This is a genomic window from Lysobacter olei (assembly GCF_054777355.1).
Window position 1 is genome coordinate 311618 of record NZ_BAAHAT010000003.1, and the last position, 14312, is coordinate 325929.

General features: G+C 68.7%; 16 protein-coding genes. 5 read left to right on the forward strand and 11 right to left on the reverse strand.

Translation table 11 applies throughout. From position 1 onward, the window contains the following. The first annotated feature begins 1 nt into the window (after position 1). Both ACYVBS_RS06360 and ACYVBS_RS06365 read left to right on the forward strand, forming a co-directional pair. Positions 2-622, forward strand: a complete 621-nt coding sequence (locus ACYVBS_RS06360; RefSeq protein ID WP_460822539.1) for an OmpW/AlkL family protein — start codon at positions 2-4, stop codon at positions 620-622. A gap of 60 nt (positions 623-682) precedes the next feature. After that, the gene (locus tag ACYVBS_RS06365) at positions 683-1531 is read left to right on the forward strand and encodes a S1/P1 nuclease (RefSeq protein WP_460822629.1); all 849 of its coding nucleotides are present in this window, start codon (positions 683-685) and stop codon (positions 1529-1531) included. Positions 1532-1537: 6 nt separating this feature from the next. Here ACYVBS_RS06365 and ACYVBS_RS06370 read toward each other — a convergent pair whose 3' ends face one another. From ACYVBS_RS06370 to ACYVBS_RS06410, 9 genes are all read right to left on the reverse strand, one after another. Continuing rightward, complete coding sequence (locus ACYVBS_RS06370) at positions 1538-2131, reverse strand: protein tyrosine phosphatase family protein (protein ID WP_460822541.1); 594 nt, start codon at positions 2129-2131, stop codon at positions 1538-1540. Between the two features lie 34 nt (positions 2132-2165). Then, positions 2166-2534 (reverse strand): carboxymuconolactone decarboxylase family protein, encoded by a 369-nt coding sequence (locus ACYVBS_RS06375; protein WP_460822542.1) that lies wholly within the window; start codon positions 2532-2534, stop codon positions 2166-2168. A 53-nt stretch (positions 2535-2587) separates the two neighbouring features. Beyond that, positions 2588-3025, reverse strand: a complete 438-nt coding sequence (trxC, locus tag ACYVBS_RS06380) for a thioredoxin TrxC (protein WP_460822543.1) — start codon at positions 3023-3025, stop codon at positions 2588-2590. Next, positions 3022-3501: an OsmC family protein gene (locus tag ACYVBS_RS06385; protein WP_460822544.1), complete on the reverse strand. Its 480-nt coding sequence runs from the start codon at positions 3499-3501 to the stop codon at positions 3022-3024. The genes trxC and ACYVBS_RS06385 overlap by 4 nt, the downstream gene beginning before the upstream one ends. Next, on the reverse strand, positions 3498-4277 hold the full coding sequence (locus ACYVBS_RS06390) for a c-type heme family protein (protein ID WP_460822545.1): 780 nt from the start codon (positions 4275-4277) through the stop codon (positions 3498-3500). Before ACYVBS_RS06390 ends, ACYVBS_RS06385 begins: the two co-directional genes overlap by 4 nt. After that, positions 4274-7510, reverse strand: coding sequence for an efflux RND transporter permease subunit (locus ACYVBS_RS06395; protein WP_460822546.1), 3237 nt, complete (start codon positions 7508-7510; stop codon positions 4274-4276). Before ACYVBS_RS06395 ends, ACYVBS_RS06390 begins: the two co-directional genes overlap by 4 nt. After that, entirely contained in the window at positions 7503-8600 is a 1098-nt protein-coding gene (locus ACYVBS_RS06400; RefSeq protein ID WP_460822548.1) for an efflux RND transporter periplasmic adaptor subunit, read from the reverse strand. Before ACYVBS_RS06400 ends, ACYVBS_RS06395 begins: the two co-directional genes overlap by 8 nt. Before the next feature lie 69 nt (positions 8601-8669). After that, positions 8670-8885: a YgaP family membrane protein gene (locus ACYVBS_RS06405; protein WP_460822550.1), complete on the reverse strand. Its 216-nt coding sequence runs from the start codon at positions 8883-8885 to the stop codon at positions 8670-8672. A 95-nt stretch (positions 8886-8980) separates the two neighbouring features. Beyond that, positions 8981-10264 (reverse strand): NAD(P)/FAD-dependent oxidoreductase, encoded by a 1284-nt coding sequence (locus ACYVBS_RS06410; protein ID WP_460822552.1) that lies wholly within the window; start codon positions 10262-10264, stop codon positions 8981-8983. A 124-nt stretch (positions 10265-10388) separates the two neighbouring features. On the opposite strand from ACYVBS_RS06410, the gene ACYVBS_RS06415 reads away from it, so the two are divergent. From ACYVBS_RS06415 to ACYVBS_RS06425, 3 genes are read left to right on the forward strand one after another with little or no spacing between them, the layout of a single operon-like run. Beyond that, positions 10389-10775 carry a rhodanese-like domain-containing protein gene (locus ACYVBS_RS06415; protein ID WP_460822553.1) on the forward strand — a complete coding sequence of 129 codons (387 nt, stop codon included), beginning with the start codon at positions 10389-10391 and terminating at the stop codon, positions 10773-10775. A 7-nt stretch (positions 10776-10782) separates the two neighbouring features. Next, the gene (locus ACYVBS_RS06420) at positions 10783-11139 is read left to right on the forward strand and encodes a metalloregulator ArsR/SmtB family transcription factor (RefSeq protein WP_460822554.1); all 357 of its coding nucleotides are present in this window, start codon (positions 10783-10785) and stop codon (positions 11137-11139) included. Beyond that, the gene (locus ACYVBS_RS06425) at positions 11139-12020 is read left to right on the forward strand and encodes an MBL fold metallo-hydrolase (protein ID WP_460822555.1); all 882 of its coding nucleotides are present in this window, start codon (positions 11139-11141) and stop codon (positions 12018-12020) included. Before ACYVBS_RS06420 ends, ACYVBS_RS06425 begins: the two co-directional genes overlap by 1 nt. A 3-nt stretch (positions 12021-12023) precedes the next feature. On the opposite strand, the gene ACYVBS_RS06430 is transcribed toward ACYVBS_RS06425, so the two are convergent. Further along, positions 12024-13802: a M56 family metallopeptidase gene (locus tag ACYVBS_RS06430; protein WP_460822556.1), complete on the reverse strand. Its 1779-nt coding sequence runs from the start codon at positions 13800-13802 to the stop codon at positions 12024-12026. Further along, positions 13789-14160 carry a BlaI/MecI/CopY family transcriptional regulator gene (locus ACYVBS_RS06435; protein ID WP_460822557.1) on the reverse strand — a complete coding sequence of 124 codons (372 nt, stop codon included), beginning with the start codon at positions 14158-14160 and terminating at the stop codon, positions 13789-13791. Before ACYVBS_RS06435 ends, ACYVBS_RS06430 begins: the two co-directional genes overlap by 14 nt. Positions 14161-14312: the final 152 nt, after the last annotated feature.

A 14312-nucleotide genomic window follows, 5' to 3' on the forward strand; every position in this document is an offset into this window, starting at 1 on the left:
CATGAAGCTCCGCACATCCGCCCTTGCCCTCGGCCTCGTCCTGGGCGGCGTCGCCACCCCGGCCCTGGCCCAGTCCGCCGGCACCTGGACGCTCGGCGTTGGCGCCCACCAGGTCAACCCGAAGTCCGACAACGGCGAACTGGCCAATGGCGCGCTGGCGGTCGAAGTCGAAAGCAACATCCGCCCGACCATCACCGGCGAGTACTTCATCGCCGACAACCTGGGCATCGAGGTGCTGGCCTCGCTGCCGTTCCAGCACGACATCACCATCGACGGCCTGGGCACTGTGGGTGAAACCAAGCACCTGCCGCCGACCGTGTCGCTGCAGTACCACTTCGGCCAGGGCAAGGTGAAGCCGTTCGTCGGCGCCGGCGTCAACTACACCAAGTTCTTCAGCGAAGAGACCTCCGGCGCGCTGGAAGGCACGGACCTGGAACTGGATGCGTCGTGGGGCCTGGCCGCGCACGCCGGCGTGGACTTCAAGGTCGGCGAGAAGGGCGCGATCCGCGTCGACGCCCGCTGGATCGACATCGACACCGACGTGAGCGTGGACGGCCAGGACCTGGGCACGGTCAACATCGACCCGCTGGTGTACGGCGTCGCTTACGTGTTCTCGTTCTAAAACACACCCTGACATCAGTCAGGGCTGCCAGCGCGGGCCATGTCCGATACCCTTCCGGACATGGCCCGTCGCATTTCCGAATATCTCCACGCCCACCGCCGCCGCCTCGCCCCGCCGCTTGCGACCGGCGTGCTGGCCGTGCTGGCCGCATTGCCACTTCCCGCGCAGGCGTGGGGCGCGATGGGACACCGGCTGGTAGCCGCGCTGGCGGCCGATGAACTCAGCCCGGCCGCACGCGACGAGGTCGCCCGCCTGCTGGAGGGCGAGGCCGTTCCAACGCTGCCCGGCACCGCCGCGTGGGCGGACGACGTGCGCGCCCACGACCCCGTCCTCGGCAAGCGCAGTGCCCCGTGGCATTACGTCAACCTGGGCGAACAGGGCTGCAGCTACGACGTCGCGCGCGATTGCCGCAATGGCGACTGCGTGGTTGAGGCCATCCACTCCCAGACCGCGATTCTGGCCGACCGCCATCGCAGCCGTGCCGAGCGCCTACAGGCGCTGAAGTTCGTGGTGCACTTCGTCGGCGACGCACACCAGCCGCTGCATGCCGGCTACGCGCATGACAAGGGCGGCAACACGGTGCAGGTCAGCCTCAATGGGCAAGGCACCAACCTCCACACGCTGTGGGACAGCAAGCTGCTGGCGGCCACGGCGCTGGATGAAGCCGCTTACCTGCAGCGGCTGCGCGAATTGCCCGTGGCGGTGCCGGTGCCGTTGAAGGTGCTGCCACCCGACAGCGCTGCGTGGGCGCGCCAGTCGTGCGCGATTGCCACCCAGCCGGGAGTGTATCCGCCCTCGGCCAAGCTGCCCGATGGCTATGCCGACACCTGGCGCCCCGTCCTGGAGGAGCGACTGCGGCGCGGCGGCACCCAGCTCGCGCTGCTGCTGAACGCCGCCCTGACGCCCTGAGGCGTCTCAGCAGTCCGCCGTGCAGCGGCCCTCGTCGGAGGCCAGCACGGTCTTGACCTTGGCTTCGGTGCTGGCCATGCCGGCCTCGCGGCCCGCTGCCAGCGCCGCGTCGGCATCCAGCCCCTCATGGCGCGCCAGCGCAATGGCCAGCAGCCCGCCCACCCGGTTGCCCGAGGCGCAATGCACCACCACCGGCCCCTTGGCGTCCTTCAGCAACGCCCACAGGCGGTCGGCATTCGCGCCGGTGAGATCCCCCGCGCCCGCGACGGGAATCTGGTGGTATGCCATGCCCGCGGCGCGGACTTCGGCCGCTTCGTCGCGCCCGGCCAGTTCGGCATCCGGTCGCAGGTTGATCACCGTGCCCACGCCCGCCGCGGCCATGCCGGCCCACGCGTCCGCCGCTGGCTGGCCCCCGGTGTACACGCCCGGGCGCGGCTGGCGCAGCCCGGGCAGCGTCACGGCCTGGGAGACGGGGGCGGCCGCTTGGGCATTGGCCTCAGTACCCGCCACGCCAGGCGCAACGCAGCCCGCCAGCACCAATGCCGGCCACACGAGGCCGATGGCCGCGAGCGCGCGGGGAATGCGAATTGAAATGTTCATGCGTGCGAGCCTTTTCGAATCAAGTGGCAGGTCATCAGGCACTGGCGGCGGGCGCGGCCTGTGCAGCCGTGAGCTCGTCGAAGGCGCGAAGTGTCTCCGCAGCATAAATCATCGACGGGCCGGCCCCCATGTAGATCGCCATCGCCACGGTTTCCAGCAGCTCCTCGCGGGTGGCGCCGGCGCGCATCGCGGCCTTCACGTGGAAGCCGACACAGCCATCGCAGCGCGTGGCGATCGCGATGCCTATCGCGATCAATTCCTTGGTCTTCACGTCCAACTGGCCCGGGGCCAGTGCTTCGCGGGCCAACCCGCTGAACGCCTTCATCGGCCCGGGCGTGCCTGCGCGCAGCGTGCCGATGGCGGCGTTGAGATCGTCGATGAGATCGGGGAAGGAGGGGCTCACGAAGGACTCCAACGTCGGATGGAAACGGAAGCACGTCGCATCGCTGGGGATGCTCAGCCCAGGTGCCGACGCACCCAGTCCACGATGGCGGCAGCCGGCATCGCACCGGCCTGCCGGGCGACCTCGCGGCCCTGGTGGAACAACGCCAGCGTGGGGATGCTGCGCACGCCGAATTTCTGCCCCAGCGTTGGCTGCTCCTGGGTATCGACCTTGACCAGCCGCACCTGCGGCTCCAGCACGGCGGCTGCCTGCTCGAATTGCGGCGCCATCACCCGGCAGGGGCCGCACCAGGGCGCCCAGAAATCCACCAGCAGCGGCACGTCCGAGCGCAGGTAGTGCGCATCAAAGCTGTCCACGCCCAACGCCACCGGCTTTCCGGAAAACAACGGGCGATGGCAGCGACCGCACGCCGGCGCCTCACCCAGCCGCGCAGGCGGCACGCGGTTGACCGCGTGACAGTACGGGCACGCGATGTGCAGCCCCTCGCTCACGACCCCGCCTCGAAGCTCTTGTCGCCCAGCAGCGTGCGACCGTGCGCGTCCTTCACCGTGACCTCCACCTCGATGCCGTGGCGCACGCTCTGGGTCACGGTGCAGAAGTTTTCGAACTGGTCGAGGATGCGCTCGAGGTGCTGGTAGTCCTCGTTACCCTCGGGCAGCTGCAGGGTGACGAAGGCTTTCGGGATGCGCAGCCGACCGTCGGCGTTCCGCGACGGCGTGGCAGTGATTTCCGCGCGCAGCGTGCCCGGCTGGTTCTTGTACTTGCGCAGTGCGAACAGCAGGCTGGCACTGAGGCAGTTGGCGATGCTGGCCAGCAGCAGGCGCGACGGCGTGGGACCACGGTCATGACCCAGCGGCGAGGCCTCGTCGGCCAGCAGCGGCTCCAGCGAGGTCTCGTCGAAATGGATGCGGAACGCGTAGTCGCTGTCCTGTTCCAGAGTCAGTCGGATCTGTCCCTCTGCGCTCATGGGCGGTTCTCCTTTTGGGTGTTCGCTTCGCGGGATGCGCCTGCACCGGCCGGGACTTCCACCCATAGCAGGCCGCGCAGGTCGCCAACGTCAAACCCGGTCGCACGGTCGCCCGGGTAGTGGCGGGCAAGGACCTCTAGAACCGGTGGCGAAACCTGCTGGCCATGGCAGGCCAGGCAGGCCGGCTCGACGGCAATGCCTTTGGCGAAGCGTGCCGCCACGCCTTGGGGCAGGTCGGCGGTCAGCAGGCGGACTTGTTCGCTGGCGTTGCCACCGGCGTCCACGGCCTGCTGGAAAGCTTGCGCGGCGTCCAGTTGCCACCCCGTCGCCTCGTGGGCCGGATTGCGGTTGCGGCCCGGCACCGCCACGCGCCCCAGGCGCACGCCATGCACTTGCGCCACCTGTTTGGCGATGCGCGGCGCCTGTGCGTGGCAGAACTCGACGGCCTGGACCGGGCCACCTGCCTGGAGCTGGGCCATCAGCGCGGACTTGAGTTGGCCACTGAAGTCGGCGGCGGCAGCCTTCGCGCGCGCCTCGGCGTTGGCGGGGGCCGCATCAGGGATTGCATCCGGCTCGGGCGAGGGCATCTCCTGTGCGGATGCCGCATCGGCAGGTGCTTCATCGAGGCCCGGGGTTGTCGTCGCGGCAGCAGTTGCGGTGCCCGCGGCACTGGGAGTGGCGGCGGGGGGCTCGACCCCCGCCTCGCTTGCCTGTTGACCGCAGCCGGCGAGCAGGGCGACCCCCGCCATCAGCCCGATGCCAAATCCGCGTTTCACAGGGCCGCCTCCGCACGCTGCCCGCGCCGCAACAGCGCGTAATACAGCAATGGAATCACAACCAGCGTCAACACGGTGCTGACGAGGATGCCGAAGATCAGCGACACCGCCAGCCCGTTGAAGATGGGGTCGTCGAGGATGAAGAACGCGCCCATCATTGCCGCCACGCCGGTCAGCACGATCGGCTTGGCGCGCACGGCGCAGGCGTCGACCACGGCCTCGGCCAGCGGCACGCCGCGCGCCGTTTCCTGGTTGATGAAGTCCACCAGCAGGATCGAGTTGCGCACGATGATGCCGGCCAGCGCGATCATGCCGATCATGCTGGTGGCGGTGAACTGCGCGCCCAGCAGCGCATGGCCCGGCATCACGCCGATCACGGTCAGCGGGATCGGCGCCATGATCACCAGCGGCACCACGTAGCTGCGGAACTGCGCCACCACCAGCAGGTAGATCAGCACCATGCCAGCGGCGTAGGCGATGCCCATGTCACGGAAGGTCTCGTAGGTGATCTGCCATTCGCCGTCCCACTTGATCGCGAAACCGCTGGTGTCCTCGGGCTGGGAGATGAAGGTCTGCGCCATTGTCTGCCCGCCGATGGCGTTGTCCGACACCTGGCCGACCAGGTCGAACATGCCGTACAACGGACTGTCGAGTTCACCGGCCTCGTCACCCATCACGTAGACCACGGGCAGCAGGTCCTTGTGGTGGATGGCGCCATCCCACGGGGACTTGCGGACGGTCACCAACTCCGACAACGGCACCAGCTGACCCTGACCACCGCGCACCTTCACCGCGAGCAGGCGCTCGGTGCTGGCCTGGTCGCCGGGCGGCAGGCGCAGGCGCACCGGGCGCGGGTACTTGGAGGTACCGTCGTGCACGTAGGTTGCGTCAAAGCCGGCCACGGCCGCCGCGAGCGCATCGCTGATCGCGGACTGCGGCACGCCCAAGCGTGCGGCGCGGGCGCGGTCAACGACCATCACTTCGCGCGGCGCATCGGCTTCCACCGTGGTGTCGACATCGACGATGCCCTCGGTCTTGAGGAAACGCTGTTCCAACGCCTTCGCCAGCTTGCGGCTGGTGGCGTAGTCCGGGCCGTAGATTTCGGCGACGAGCGGCGACAGCACCGGCGGCCCCGGCGGCACTTCCACCACCTTCACCGAGGCGGCGTGGCGGCGGCCAATCTCCGCGAGCTTCGGTCGCAGGTCGCGGGCGATCTCGTGGCTCTGGCGGTCGCGCGCGTGCTTGTCGACCAGGTTGACCTGCAGGTCGCCGACGTTGCTGCCGCTGCGCAGAAAGTACTGGCGCACCAAGCCGTTGAAGTTGATCGGCGCGGCCGTGCCGGCATAGCCCTGGTAATCCAGGACTTCGGGCACAGTGTCGACCACGGACGCCAGCTCGGTGAGCAGCGCGTTGGTGTCTTCCAGCGTGCGGCCTTCGGGCAGGTCGACCACCACCTGCAGCTCGGACTTGTTGTCGAACGGCAGCATCTTCAGCACGACCAGCTGGAACACTGCCAGCGATGCGGCCAGCACCACCAGCGCGGCCATGCCGCCGAACAGCATCAGGCGACGACGACCACCGGTCTTCGCATCCAGGAACGGACGCATGACCTTGCCGAACAGGCGATGCAGCCAGGTGTCGTGGCTTTCCGGCGCATGGCCGCCATCGCCATGGCCGGGCACGTGGCGGCCCAGCAGCTTCAGCGACAGCCACGGCGTCACGATCAGCGCGATCGCCAGCGACAGCAGCATGCCCACCGACGCGTTGATCGGGATCGGACGCATGTACGGGCCCATCAGGCCAGACACGAACGCCATCGGCATCAGCGCCGCGATCACGGTGAAGGTGGCGAGGATGGTGGGGCCACCCACTTCGTCCACCGCCGGCGGGATCGCTTCACGCAGGGTCTTGCCGCCTTGGGTCATGTGCCGGTGGATGTTCTCCACCACCACGATGGCGTCATCGACCAGGATGCCGATGGAGAAAATCAGCGCGAACAGCGACACGCGGTTGAGGGTGAAACCCATCGCCCACGACGCGAACAGGGTCAGCGCCAGGGTCAGTACCACCGCGCTGCCGACCACGATGGCCTCGCGCCAGCCCAGCGCGAACAGCACCAGCAGTACGACCGAGCCGGTGGCGAACACCAGCTTCTGGATCAGCTTCTGCGCCTTGTCGGTGGCCGTCATGCCGTAGTCGCGGGTCACGGTGACGTTGATGCCTTCGGGGATCAACTCGCCCTTGAGTTGCTCGACGCGCTGCGTGGCCGCGGTGGTGATGTCGGCGGCGTTGCTTCCGGGCTTCTTGGCGATCGCAATCGTGACCGCGGGCGCGATGCCCTGCGCGGGGCCGGTCTTGCCAGCGGGCGCACCGTGCCACGCATAGCGGCTGGCGATGTCGCCACCCGCGCGGATCGTCGCCACGTCGGACAGGCGCAGCGGCTGGCCACCGGACAAACCGATGACCAGGTCGCGCACTTCGTCGGCATTGGCAAGGAAAGTGCCCGCGGTGACCGGCACGGCCGCACCGCTGCCTACGCGCTCACCCACCTGCTGCACCGCATTCGCGGCGCGCAAGGCCTGGCCGAGGTCGGCCACGGTCAGGCCGTACGCAGCGAGCTTGGCCGGGTCCAGCGTCACCGACACGACGCGGTCAGGTGCACCGATGGTGTAGACGTCGCGGCTGCCGGGGATGCGCTTGAGTTCGGTTTCCAGCGAGTGCGCCACTTCGGCCAGCTCGGTGGCGCCACGCTGCGCGTCGTCGGTCCACAACGTCAGTGCCATCACCGGCACGTCGTCGATGCCCTTGGGCTTGATCAGCGGCTGGCCCACGCCCATGCCGGGCGGCAGCCAGTCCTGGTTGGAATAGACTTGGTTGTACAGGCGCACGATGGCCGGCTGGCGCTCCACGCCCACGGTGTATTCCACCGTGAGCACGGCCATGCCGGGCCGGCTGATCGAATAGACGTGCTTGACGCCTTCGATTTCGGACAGCTTCTGCTCCAGCGGCGTGCTGACCAGCTGCTCCACGTCGCGCGCGCTCGCGCCGGCGAATGGCACGAACACGTTGGCCATGGTCACGTCGATCTGCGGCTCTTCCTCGCGCGGGGTGATCAGCACCGCGACCAGGCCCAGCAGCAGGCCCATGATGGCCAGGATCGGGGTGAGCGGATTGGCCTGGAATGCCGCGGCCAACCGTCCGGAAATGCCGAAGCGGTTGCGCGAATCACTCATGGCCAGCGGCTCCGGTTTGGCCGCCCGCCGACTTGCGCTGCGCGGCCAGCGCCTGCACGGCGGCGACCGGATCAGCGGCAACGACGTCGCCAGCCTTCAGACCGGCCAAGACTTCGACGCGATCGCCGCTGCGCTGACCGAGGCGGACCTGGCGCAGGGCGATGCCGTTGCCGGCGATGACGTACACGCCGCTGACCTCGCCGCGCTGCACCAGCGCGCTTGCCGGAATGCTGACGGTGCCGGCCTGGGCGGTGACGGCGATCGGGAACAGCACCTTGGCGGTGACACCCGGCGCCGGCGCCTGCTTCAGATCCGGCAACGTGACGCGCACGCCCACGCTGTGCGTGGCGGGATCGGCGGCCGGAAAGACCACCACCTCGGCGGCATCCACGGTGCGGCCATCGGCCAACGCCACGCGGGCACTGCCGACTGAGCGGATGGCGTCGGCTTCCGACTGCGGCACCTGCACCTCGATACGCAGCGCGCCGGGCGCGTACACCGCCATCAGCGGCTGCCCCGGAGCCACGCTTTCCCCCGGCTCCACGCGACGCGCGCTGACGATGCCGGCGAATGGCGCGCGGATCACGGTGTAATCCGTCTGCTGGCTGGCCTGCGCGACCTGCGCACGGGCCGCATCGCGCGCGGCGGCGGCGCTGTCACGCGCGGCGCGTGCCTGGTCGATCTGCGAGCGCGACACGTACTGCCCGTTGGCCAACGCGGCGTAACGGCGGTAATTGGCTTCCGCCTCGGCGGCGGCCGCCTCGGCCGCACGCAACTGCGCACGCGCGGTGTTGGCACCGGCCTGCTGCTCCACCGCGGTCAGCCGCAGCAGCACATCGCCCTTGGCCACGCGGTCGTTGACGTCGACGTTGACGACCGTGACCCGGCCGGCGGTCTGTGCGGTCAGGTCGGCCTGCTGCACGGCTTCGACCACACCGTCCCAGCTGCGGCCGGACGCATCGGCGGTGCCGCCAACGGTCAGGGTCTGCAGCTTGGGCAACGGGGGCAGCGTGGGCGCGGCGGGTTCACCGCCGCAGGCCGCCAGGGCCAGCAACGCGGAGGCAATCAGGGTGGTACGCAGGGGCTTCATCGCAGAGTCAATCCGTGGGGTAAAGCGCCGCCCCGCCTCATGCGGAACGGCGGGGGACGCGTGGGGCGGTCAGTTGCAGCAGCTGGCGCCGCTGGCGTTGCGGCCAATGCCGAGCTTCTTCATCACCATGCCGGCCGGGCAGAAGCCGGTGAACGCGGACTGGAAGAGGTTCGCGCCGATGAAGGCGGTGAACCACCAGAAGTTGGGATGCACGAATTTGGTCAGCGCGATGCTGATGAGGATCATCACGCCGGCAAAGGCCATGATGGCGCGGTCGAGGCTCATGGTGGATCTCCTGGAAATTGCAGTGGTGTGTTGAAAGATGGTGTCGAGGTGGGTGGTAACGCGAAGCAGGTGGTAATGAGGCGCGGGGCCGCGGCTCACTTCCCGCCGTTCTTCAGTCGCTCGATGCCGAGCGCGCTGAGGATGTATTTCTCGTAGATCGGCTCGGACGTGCCGTTGCGCATCTTGTAGAGGAAGTACTTTTCGAAGCCGATCTTGGCCAGGTGCACCCACTTTCCGATCTTGGTCCACGTCACGTTGCGCGGCGGGATCTGCGGAAGCGCTACGAACGCCGCGCCCGTGTCACCCATGTCGGCCAGGCATACCGCATTCCACGTGCCTTCGAACGTGGCGGGCTGGCCCTGCAGCTCGGCGTGGATGTTGCGCACGATGGTGGTGACCATCGACTCGATCATGAAGCCGGTCTTGGGCGCGCCCGTCGGGATCGGCGTGGCCTCCACCGGCGGAATCGCCACGCAAACGCCGGCGGCGAAGATCTGCGGGTACTTCGGGCTGCGCTGGTGCTTGTCGACGATGACAAAGCCGCGCGGGTTGCACAGGCCCTCCACCGCGGCCACCGCATCCACGCCCTTGAATGCCGGCAGCAGCATCGAGTACTTGAAGGGCAGCACGTGCTCCTTGAGCGGCTGGCCCTGTGCGTCGTGTTCGACGGCAACCACTTCGCCCGGGCGCACCTCCTGCACCTTGGCGTTGGTGATCCAGCGGATGTGGCGCTGGCGCATCTCCGACTCCATCAGGCCCTTGGAGTCGCCGACACCGCCGAGGCCCATGTGGCCGATGTACGGCTCACTGGTGACGAAGGTCATCGGCACCTTGTCGCGGATCTTGCGCTTGCGCAGGTCGGCGTCGAGGATCATCGCGAACTCGTACGCGGGGCCGAAGCAGCTCGCGCCCTGCACCGCACCGATCACGATCGGACCGGGATCCTGCACGAAGGCCTGGTAGGCCTCCCACGCGTGCTGCGCGTGCGGCGTGGTGCATACCGATTGGGTGTGACCAGCGTCCGGGCCGGTGCCCGACACTTCGTCAAAGGCCAGCTTGGGCCCGGTGCAGACCAGCAGGTAGTCGTAGTCCAGCACCTCGCCGGCGCCGGTATGCACCTGGCGCGCCTCGGCATCGACGCGCTGCGCGCCCGAGCCGTGGAAGGCGATGTCCTTGCGCCCGAGGTATTCAGCCGCCGGCAAGGTGATTTCGTCCGGCTTGCGCCAGCCGACGGCGAGCCACGGGTTTGAAGGGGTGAAGCTGAAACGGTCACCCAGGCCGACCACGCTGATCGCGTGCGCCTTGCCCAGCGTTTCGCGCAACTCGTAGGCGGCGGCCATGCCGCCGAGCCCTGCACCCAACACCACGATCCTGGCCATCGACCACCTCCGTCCGGCGTCCGGTTCCGCCGCGGCGCGACGGTTCACCACGCCACATTAGCCCTTCCTTATATTAGCGTCAAGTGATATATTGCGTGCACCCCCACCCATCGGAGTGTCCCCCATGGCCCTCACCGCCGCCGACCTCGTCGCCGATGCCCGCCGCCAAATCCGCGAGATCAGCCCGTCCGAACTCGCGTCTGACACCCAGGGCGTCGTGCTGATCGACGTGCGTGAACCCGCCGAGTTCGAGACCGGGCATATCGCCAGCGCCGTCAACATCCCGCGCGGCGTGCTGGAGTTCCAGGTCGACGCGCACCCGGCCGTGGCCAACGTCAGTGACCCGGCCCTGTCGCACAAGGAGCAGCCGCTCGTGGTGTACTGCCGCACCGGCGGCCGCTCGGCGCTGGCCGTGCTCAACCTGCAGCGCATGGGCTTCACCAACGTGCGCTCCCTCGCGGGCGGCATCACCGAATGGGCCAACGTTGGTTTGCCCGTGACCCAGCGTTGACGCCGGCATGGCCGCTGACCGCAAGCCACTCGCCCCATCGGCCATCGACCCCGAGTCGATGCGCGCCCACGCCGGCGACGCCGCACGACTGCTCAAGGCGCTCGGCAACGAGAACCGGCTGATGCTGTTGTGCCTGTTGGTCGAGGGCGAACGCTCCGTGGGCGAACTCAACTCACGTCTGGCGCTAAGCCAGCCCGCGTTGTCGCAGCACCTTGCCGTCCTGCGCGAGGACGGTCTGGTGAACACGCGGCGTGAAGCGCAGACCATTTACTATTCACTCGCCCAAGGCCCGGCGCAGCGCATCATCGACACGCTGCACGGCATCTACTGCGCCGACCAGCGCCCGCTTTGCGAGGGAACGTGATGAACGAAGCACTGCACATCGAGCCGTTCTTCCATGATGGCACCGGCACCTGGAGCTACGTCGTGCACCGCGGCATCGATGCGGTCGTGATCGACCCGGTGCTGGACTACGACGCGCGCTCGGGCCGCATCGCCACCGACAGTGCACGCCACCTGCTGGCCTATGTGGTGGATCGCGGCCTGACCGTCCATCGCATCCTGGAAACGCACGCACACGCCGACCACCTGACGTCGGCGGCGTTCCTGCGTGCGCGCACGGGTGCGCCGGTGGCGATCGGCCACGGCATTCGCTCGGTGCAGGCGCATTTCGCCGACCTGTTCCAGCTGACCACCGACGATCCGGCGCTGCACGACGCCTTCGATGGGCTGCTCGAGGATGGCGACGTGATCGAGGCCGGCGCGCTGCGCATCGAGGTACTGGCCACCCCCGGGCACACCGCCGACAGCCTCAGCTACCGCATCGACGGCAACGTGTTCGTGGGCGACACGATCTTCGCGCCTGACATCGGCACCGCGCGCTGCGACTTCCCGGGTGGAAGCGTGGAGCAGCTGTACCACTCGATCCAGCGTTTCTACACGTTGCCCGACGAAACCACGCTGTGGCTGTGCCACGACTATCCGCCGGCCGGGCGCGAGCGCCGTGCCAGCGTGAGCGTGGGCGAGCAGAAGCGGGACAACCGCATGCTCGACGGCGAAACCTCGCTGGAAGCATTTTCCGAAGCGCGCCATGCGCGCGATGCGGGGCTGCCGGCGCCGAACCTGCTGTACCCCTCGTTGCAGGTCAACATCCGCGGCGGACGCCTGCCGGCGGAAGATCCGCACGGCAGGCGTCACCTGAGCACGCCGTTGCGCATCGAGGCGCCTGCGGACGGGCTGGTCTGACCATCAGCGATCCACTGGCGCAGGTGGCTGGGCGGCCTTCTGCGCTTCGGCGGCCTTTGCGTCGGGGATGCAGGTGAAGTGATTTCCGGCCTCATCGGTCTCCACGGTGCCTTCGCACGTCCGACTGCCGTCCGCTGCCAACGGCTCCCAAGCGCCCTCGAACGTCGCGGGAGCGCCCTTGACGCGAAGGCGCGTCGTGCGCGTTGCCGCCGGAGCGCCGTCCTTGTCGGGGACCCTTTGCACCACGACGCGTTTCGCCTTGATCCGGACGCCTTCCGACGGTGGCTCCGGCGGTAACGGCGCGTGTCCAGCTGCGATGGGCGGGGCCGGCGGCGCGGGGGGCGCCGGGAGAGCACGCTCCCCGGCCAATGCAGGCGGAGCGGGCGGTGCCGGCATGGAACGCGAACCACCCAACGCAGGCGGGGCCGGAGGTGCGGCAGGCACGGCCGGCGGCGCCGGAAGCGCTGCGGGTGGCGCGGGTGGCGCGGGTGGGGCGGGTGGCGGCGTGGGCGGCGCCGGCAGCTCTCCGCGCGTAGTCAAGGTCATTGCCAGCTCGATGCCCTTGAACGCACCGGCCGCCGGCTCCTCGCCCAGCTTGATCACTGCCTGCTTTCCATCGACCACGACCAGCTTCGGCTTGCCGACCACTTTGCCGGCCTGGGTCAGCACTGCATCCAGCTCGATGCGGTCGCCGGATAGCGGCTTCATCGCGGCCTCCATCTGATAAGCGGTCGCCCCCTCACCCACGGCGATGGCGAACGGCTCGCCGGCGCGATTGGCGATGAGGAACGACTCCTCACGGTTGGCATCTACCCGGGCCTCAATGCGGGCCATCACGTGGCCTTTGGGCAGCGGGCGCGCGGTTCTGGCGAACGGCGCGTCAGCGGTGCGCGCGGGCTGTGCCGACCAGGCGGCAAAGCCCACGCCCATTGCAAGTGCAGTCATCAACAGCGCGCCACCCGCACGGCGGGCGCGCGAAGGAACGGGACGGGTCAGCATGGCGATTCTCTCCTTGAGCGGGTGGCCAAAGCCCCAATGGCAGGCCAGCGGCAGCGGGTTGGCTGCGAGCTGGGTCTTGAACATGGCCTCGCCGTAGCGGCGACGCGCATGCGGATAGCGGCTGATCACACGCTGGTCGCAGGCCAGTTCCTGGTCGTGGCGGAACGCGAACCACGCCACATGCACCAGCGGGTTGAACCAGAACACGCAACGCATCACGGAGGCCAGCGCATTGCTGTGCAGGTCGCCGGCGCGGATGTGCATGCGTTCGTGGGCGTGCATCAGTTCGCGCTCGTCAGCGTCGTAGCGCTGCTCGAAATCGACAGGGACGACGATGCGCGGCCGGACCAGACCCATTGCCGCGGGCAGGCCCGCGACGGTGTCCGCTTCGTGCAAACCGTCGCCGCGTGCGCGTACGCGCCCCAGCGTGCGGTGGAAGCGGCGCTGCAGCCGCGCCATCCAACCGAGCAGACCCGCACCGCCGAGCACCCACGTCGCCAGCCACCACGACGAAAAATCCGTTGGCGCGGTAACGACCACGGGGGCCACCACCGCCACGGGCGCGGCCACCACCGGTGCAACGCTCACCGGCAGCGGTGCCTGCACGGCGGCCGGCAGCAGCACCGCCAACAAGGCGGCCGGCACCAGCAGCCAGGCGCCATAGGCGACGCGTGCACCAAACATGCCGCGCAGCCGGCGGCGCAACAGCAGGACCAACACCAGCGCCGCACTCGTCGCCAGCGTGGCCTCGACCAACGTACCCAGCAGTTCAGCGCTTTCCATCGTCGATCTCCTCAAGCAGCTTGCGCAGTTCTGCCACATCCTTGGGGCTCAACTTGCGGTGCTCACTGAAGTGCGCCACCAGCGGCGCCACGCGCCCTCCGAACAGCCGGCCGAGCAGGCTTTCGCTTTCGCCCAGCACCCAGTCCTCGCGGCGCAGCACCGGCGCGTACAGGTAGCGACGGCCGTCCTTCTCGGCGGTGATGGCGCCCTTCTTCAGCAGGCGGTTGAGCAGGGTCTTGATCGTGGCTTCCTGCCATTGCTGGGCATCACCCAGCGCGCTGACCACCTCTTCGGCCGCCAACGGGTGGCGGTGCCAGAGCACGTCCATGACGATCGATTCGGCTTCACTTATCTGCACGGGGGCCACTCCGTTTACATTCGTAATCGATATTGAGATTACGCTTGTAAACGGTGGTGTCAAGCCCTGGCCCCGGAATGCGTCGGGATTCACCGAGTGGGCACGAGCATCGGCGGCGGACGGGGCGAGCCCGTCCGTCGCCCCGTCCGTCG

Coding starts and splice junctions, on each gene's coding strand:
- ACYVBS_RS06425 (WP_460822555.1), top strand. CDS start 11,139: ATGAACGAAGCACTGCACATCGAGCCGTTCTTCCATGATGGCACCGGC.
- ACYVBS_RS06400 (WP_460822548.1), bottom strand. CDS start 8,600: ATGAAGCCCCTGCGTACCACCCTGATTGCCTCCGCGTTGCTGGCCCTG.
- ACYVBS_RS06430 (WP_460822556.1), bottom strand. CDS start 13,802: ATGGAAAGCGCTGAACTGCTGGGTACGTTGGTCGAGGCCACGCTGGCG.
- ACYVBS_RS06370 (WP_460822541.1), bottom strand. CDS start 2,131: ATGAACATTTCAATTCGCATTCCCCGCGCGCTCGCGGCCATCGGCCTC.
- ACYVBS_RS06395 (WP_460822546.1), bottom strand. CDS start 7,510: ATGAGTGATTCGCGCAACCGCTTCGGCATTTCCGGACGGTTGGCCGCG.
- ACYVBS_RS06415 (WP_460822553.1), top strand. CDS start 10,389: ATGGCCCTCACCGCCGCCGACCTCGTCGCCGATGCCCGCCGCCAAATC.
- ACYVBS_RS06385 (WP_460822544.1), bottom strand. CDS start 3,501: ATGAGCGCAGAGGGACAGATCCGACTGACTCTGGAACAGGACAGCGAC.
- ACYVBS_RS06420 (WP_460822554.1), top strand. CDS start 10,783: ATGGCCGCTGACCGCAAGCCACTCGCCCCATCGGCCATCGACCCCGAG.
- ACYVBS_RS06405 (WP_460822550.1), bottom strand. CDS start 8,885: ATGAGCCTCGACCGCGCCATCATGGCCTTTGCCGGCGTGATGATCCTC.
- ACYVBS_RS06365 (WP_460822629.1), top strand. CDS start 683: ATGGCCCGTCGCATTTCCGAATATCTCCACGCCCACCGCCGCCGCCTC.
- ACYVBS_RS06410 (WP_460822552.1), bottom strand. CDS start 10,264: ATGGCCAGGATCGTGGTGTTGGGTGCAGGGCTCGGCGGCATGGCCGCC.
- ACYVBS_RS06360 (WP_460822539.1), top strand. CDS start 2: ATGAAGCTCCGCACATCCGCCCTTGCCCTCGGCCTCGTCCTGGGCGGC.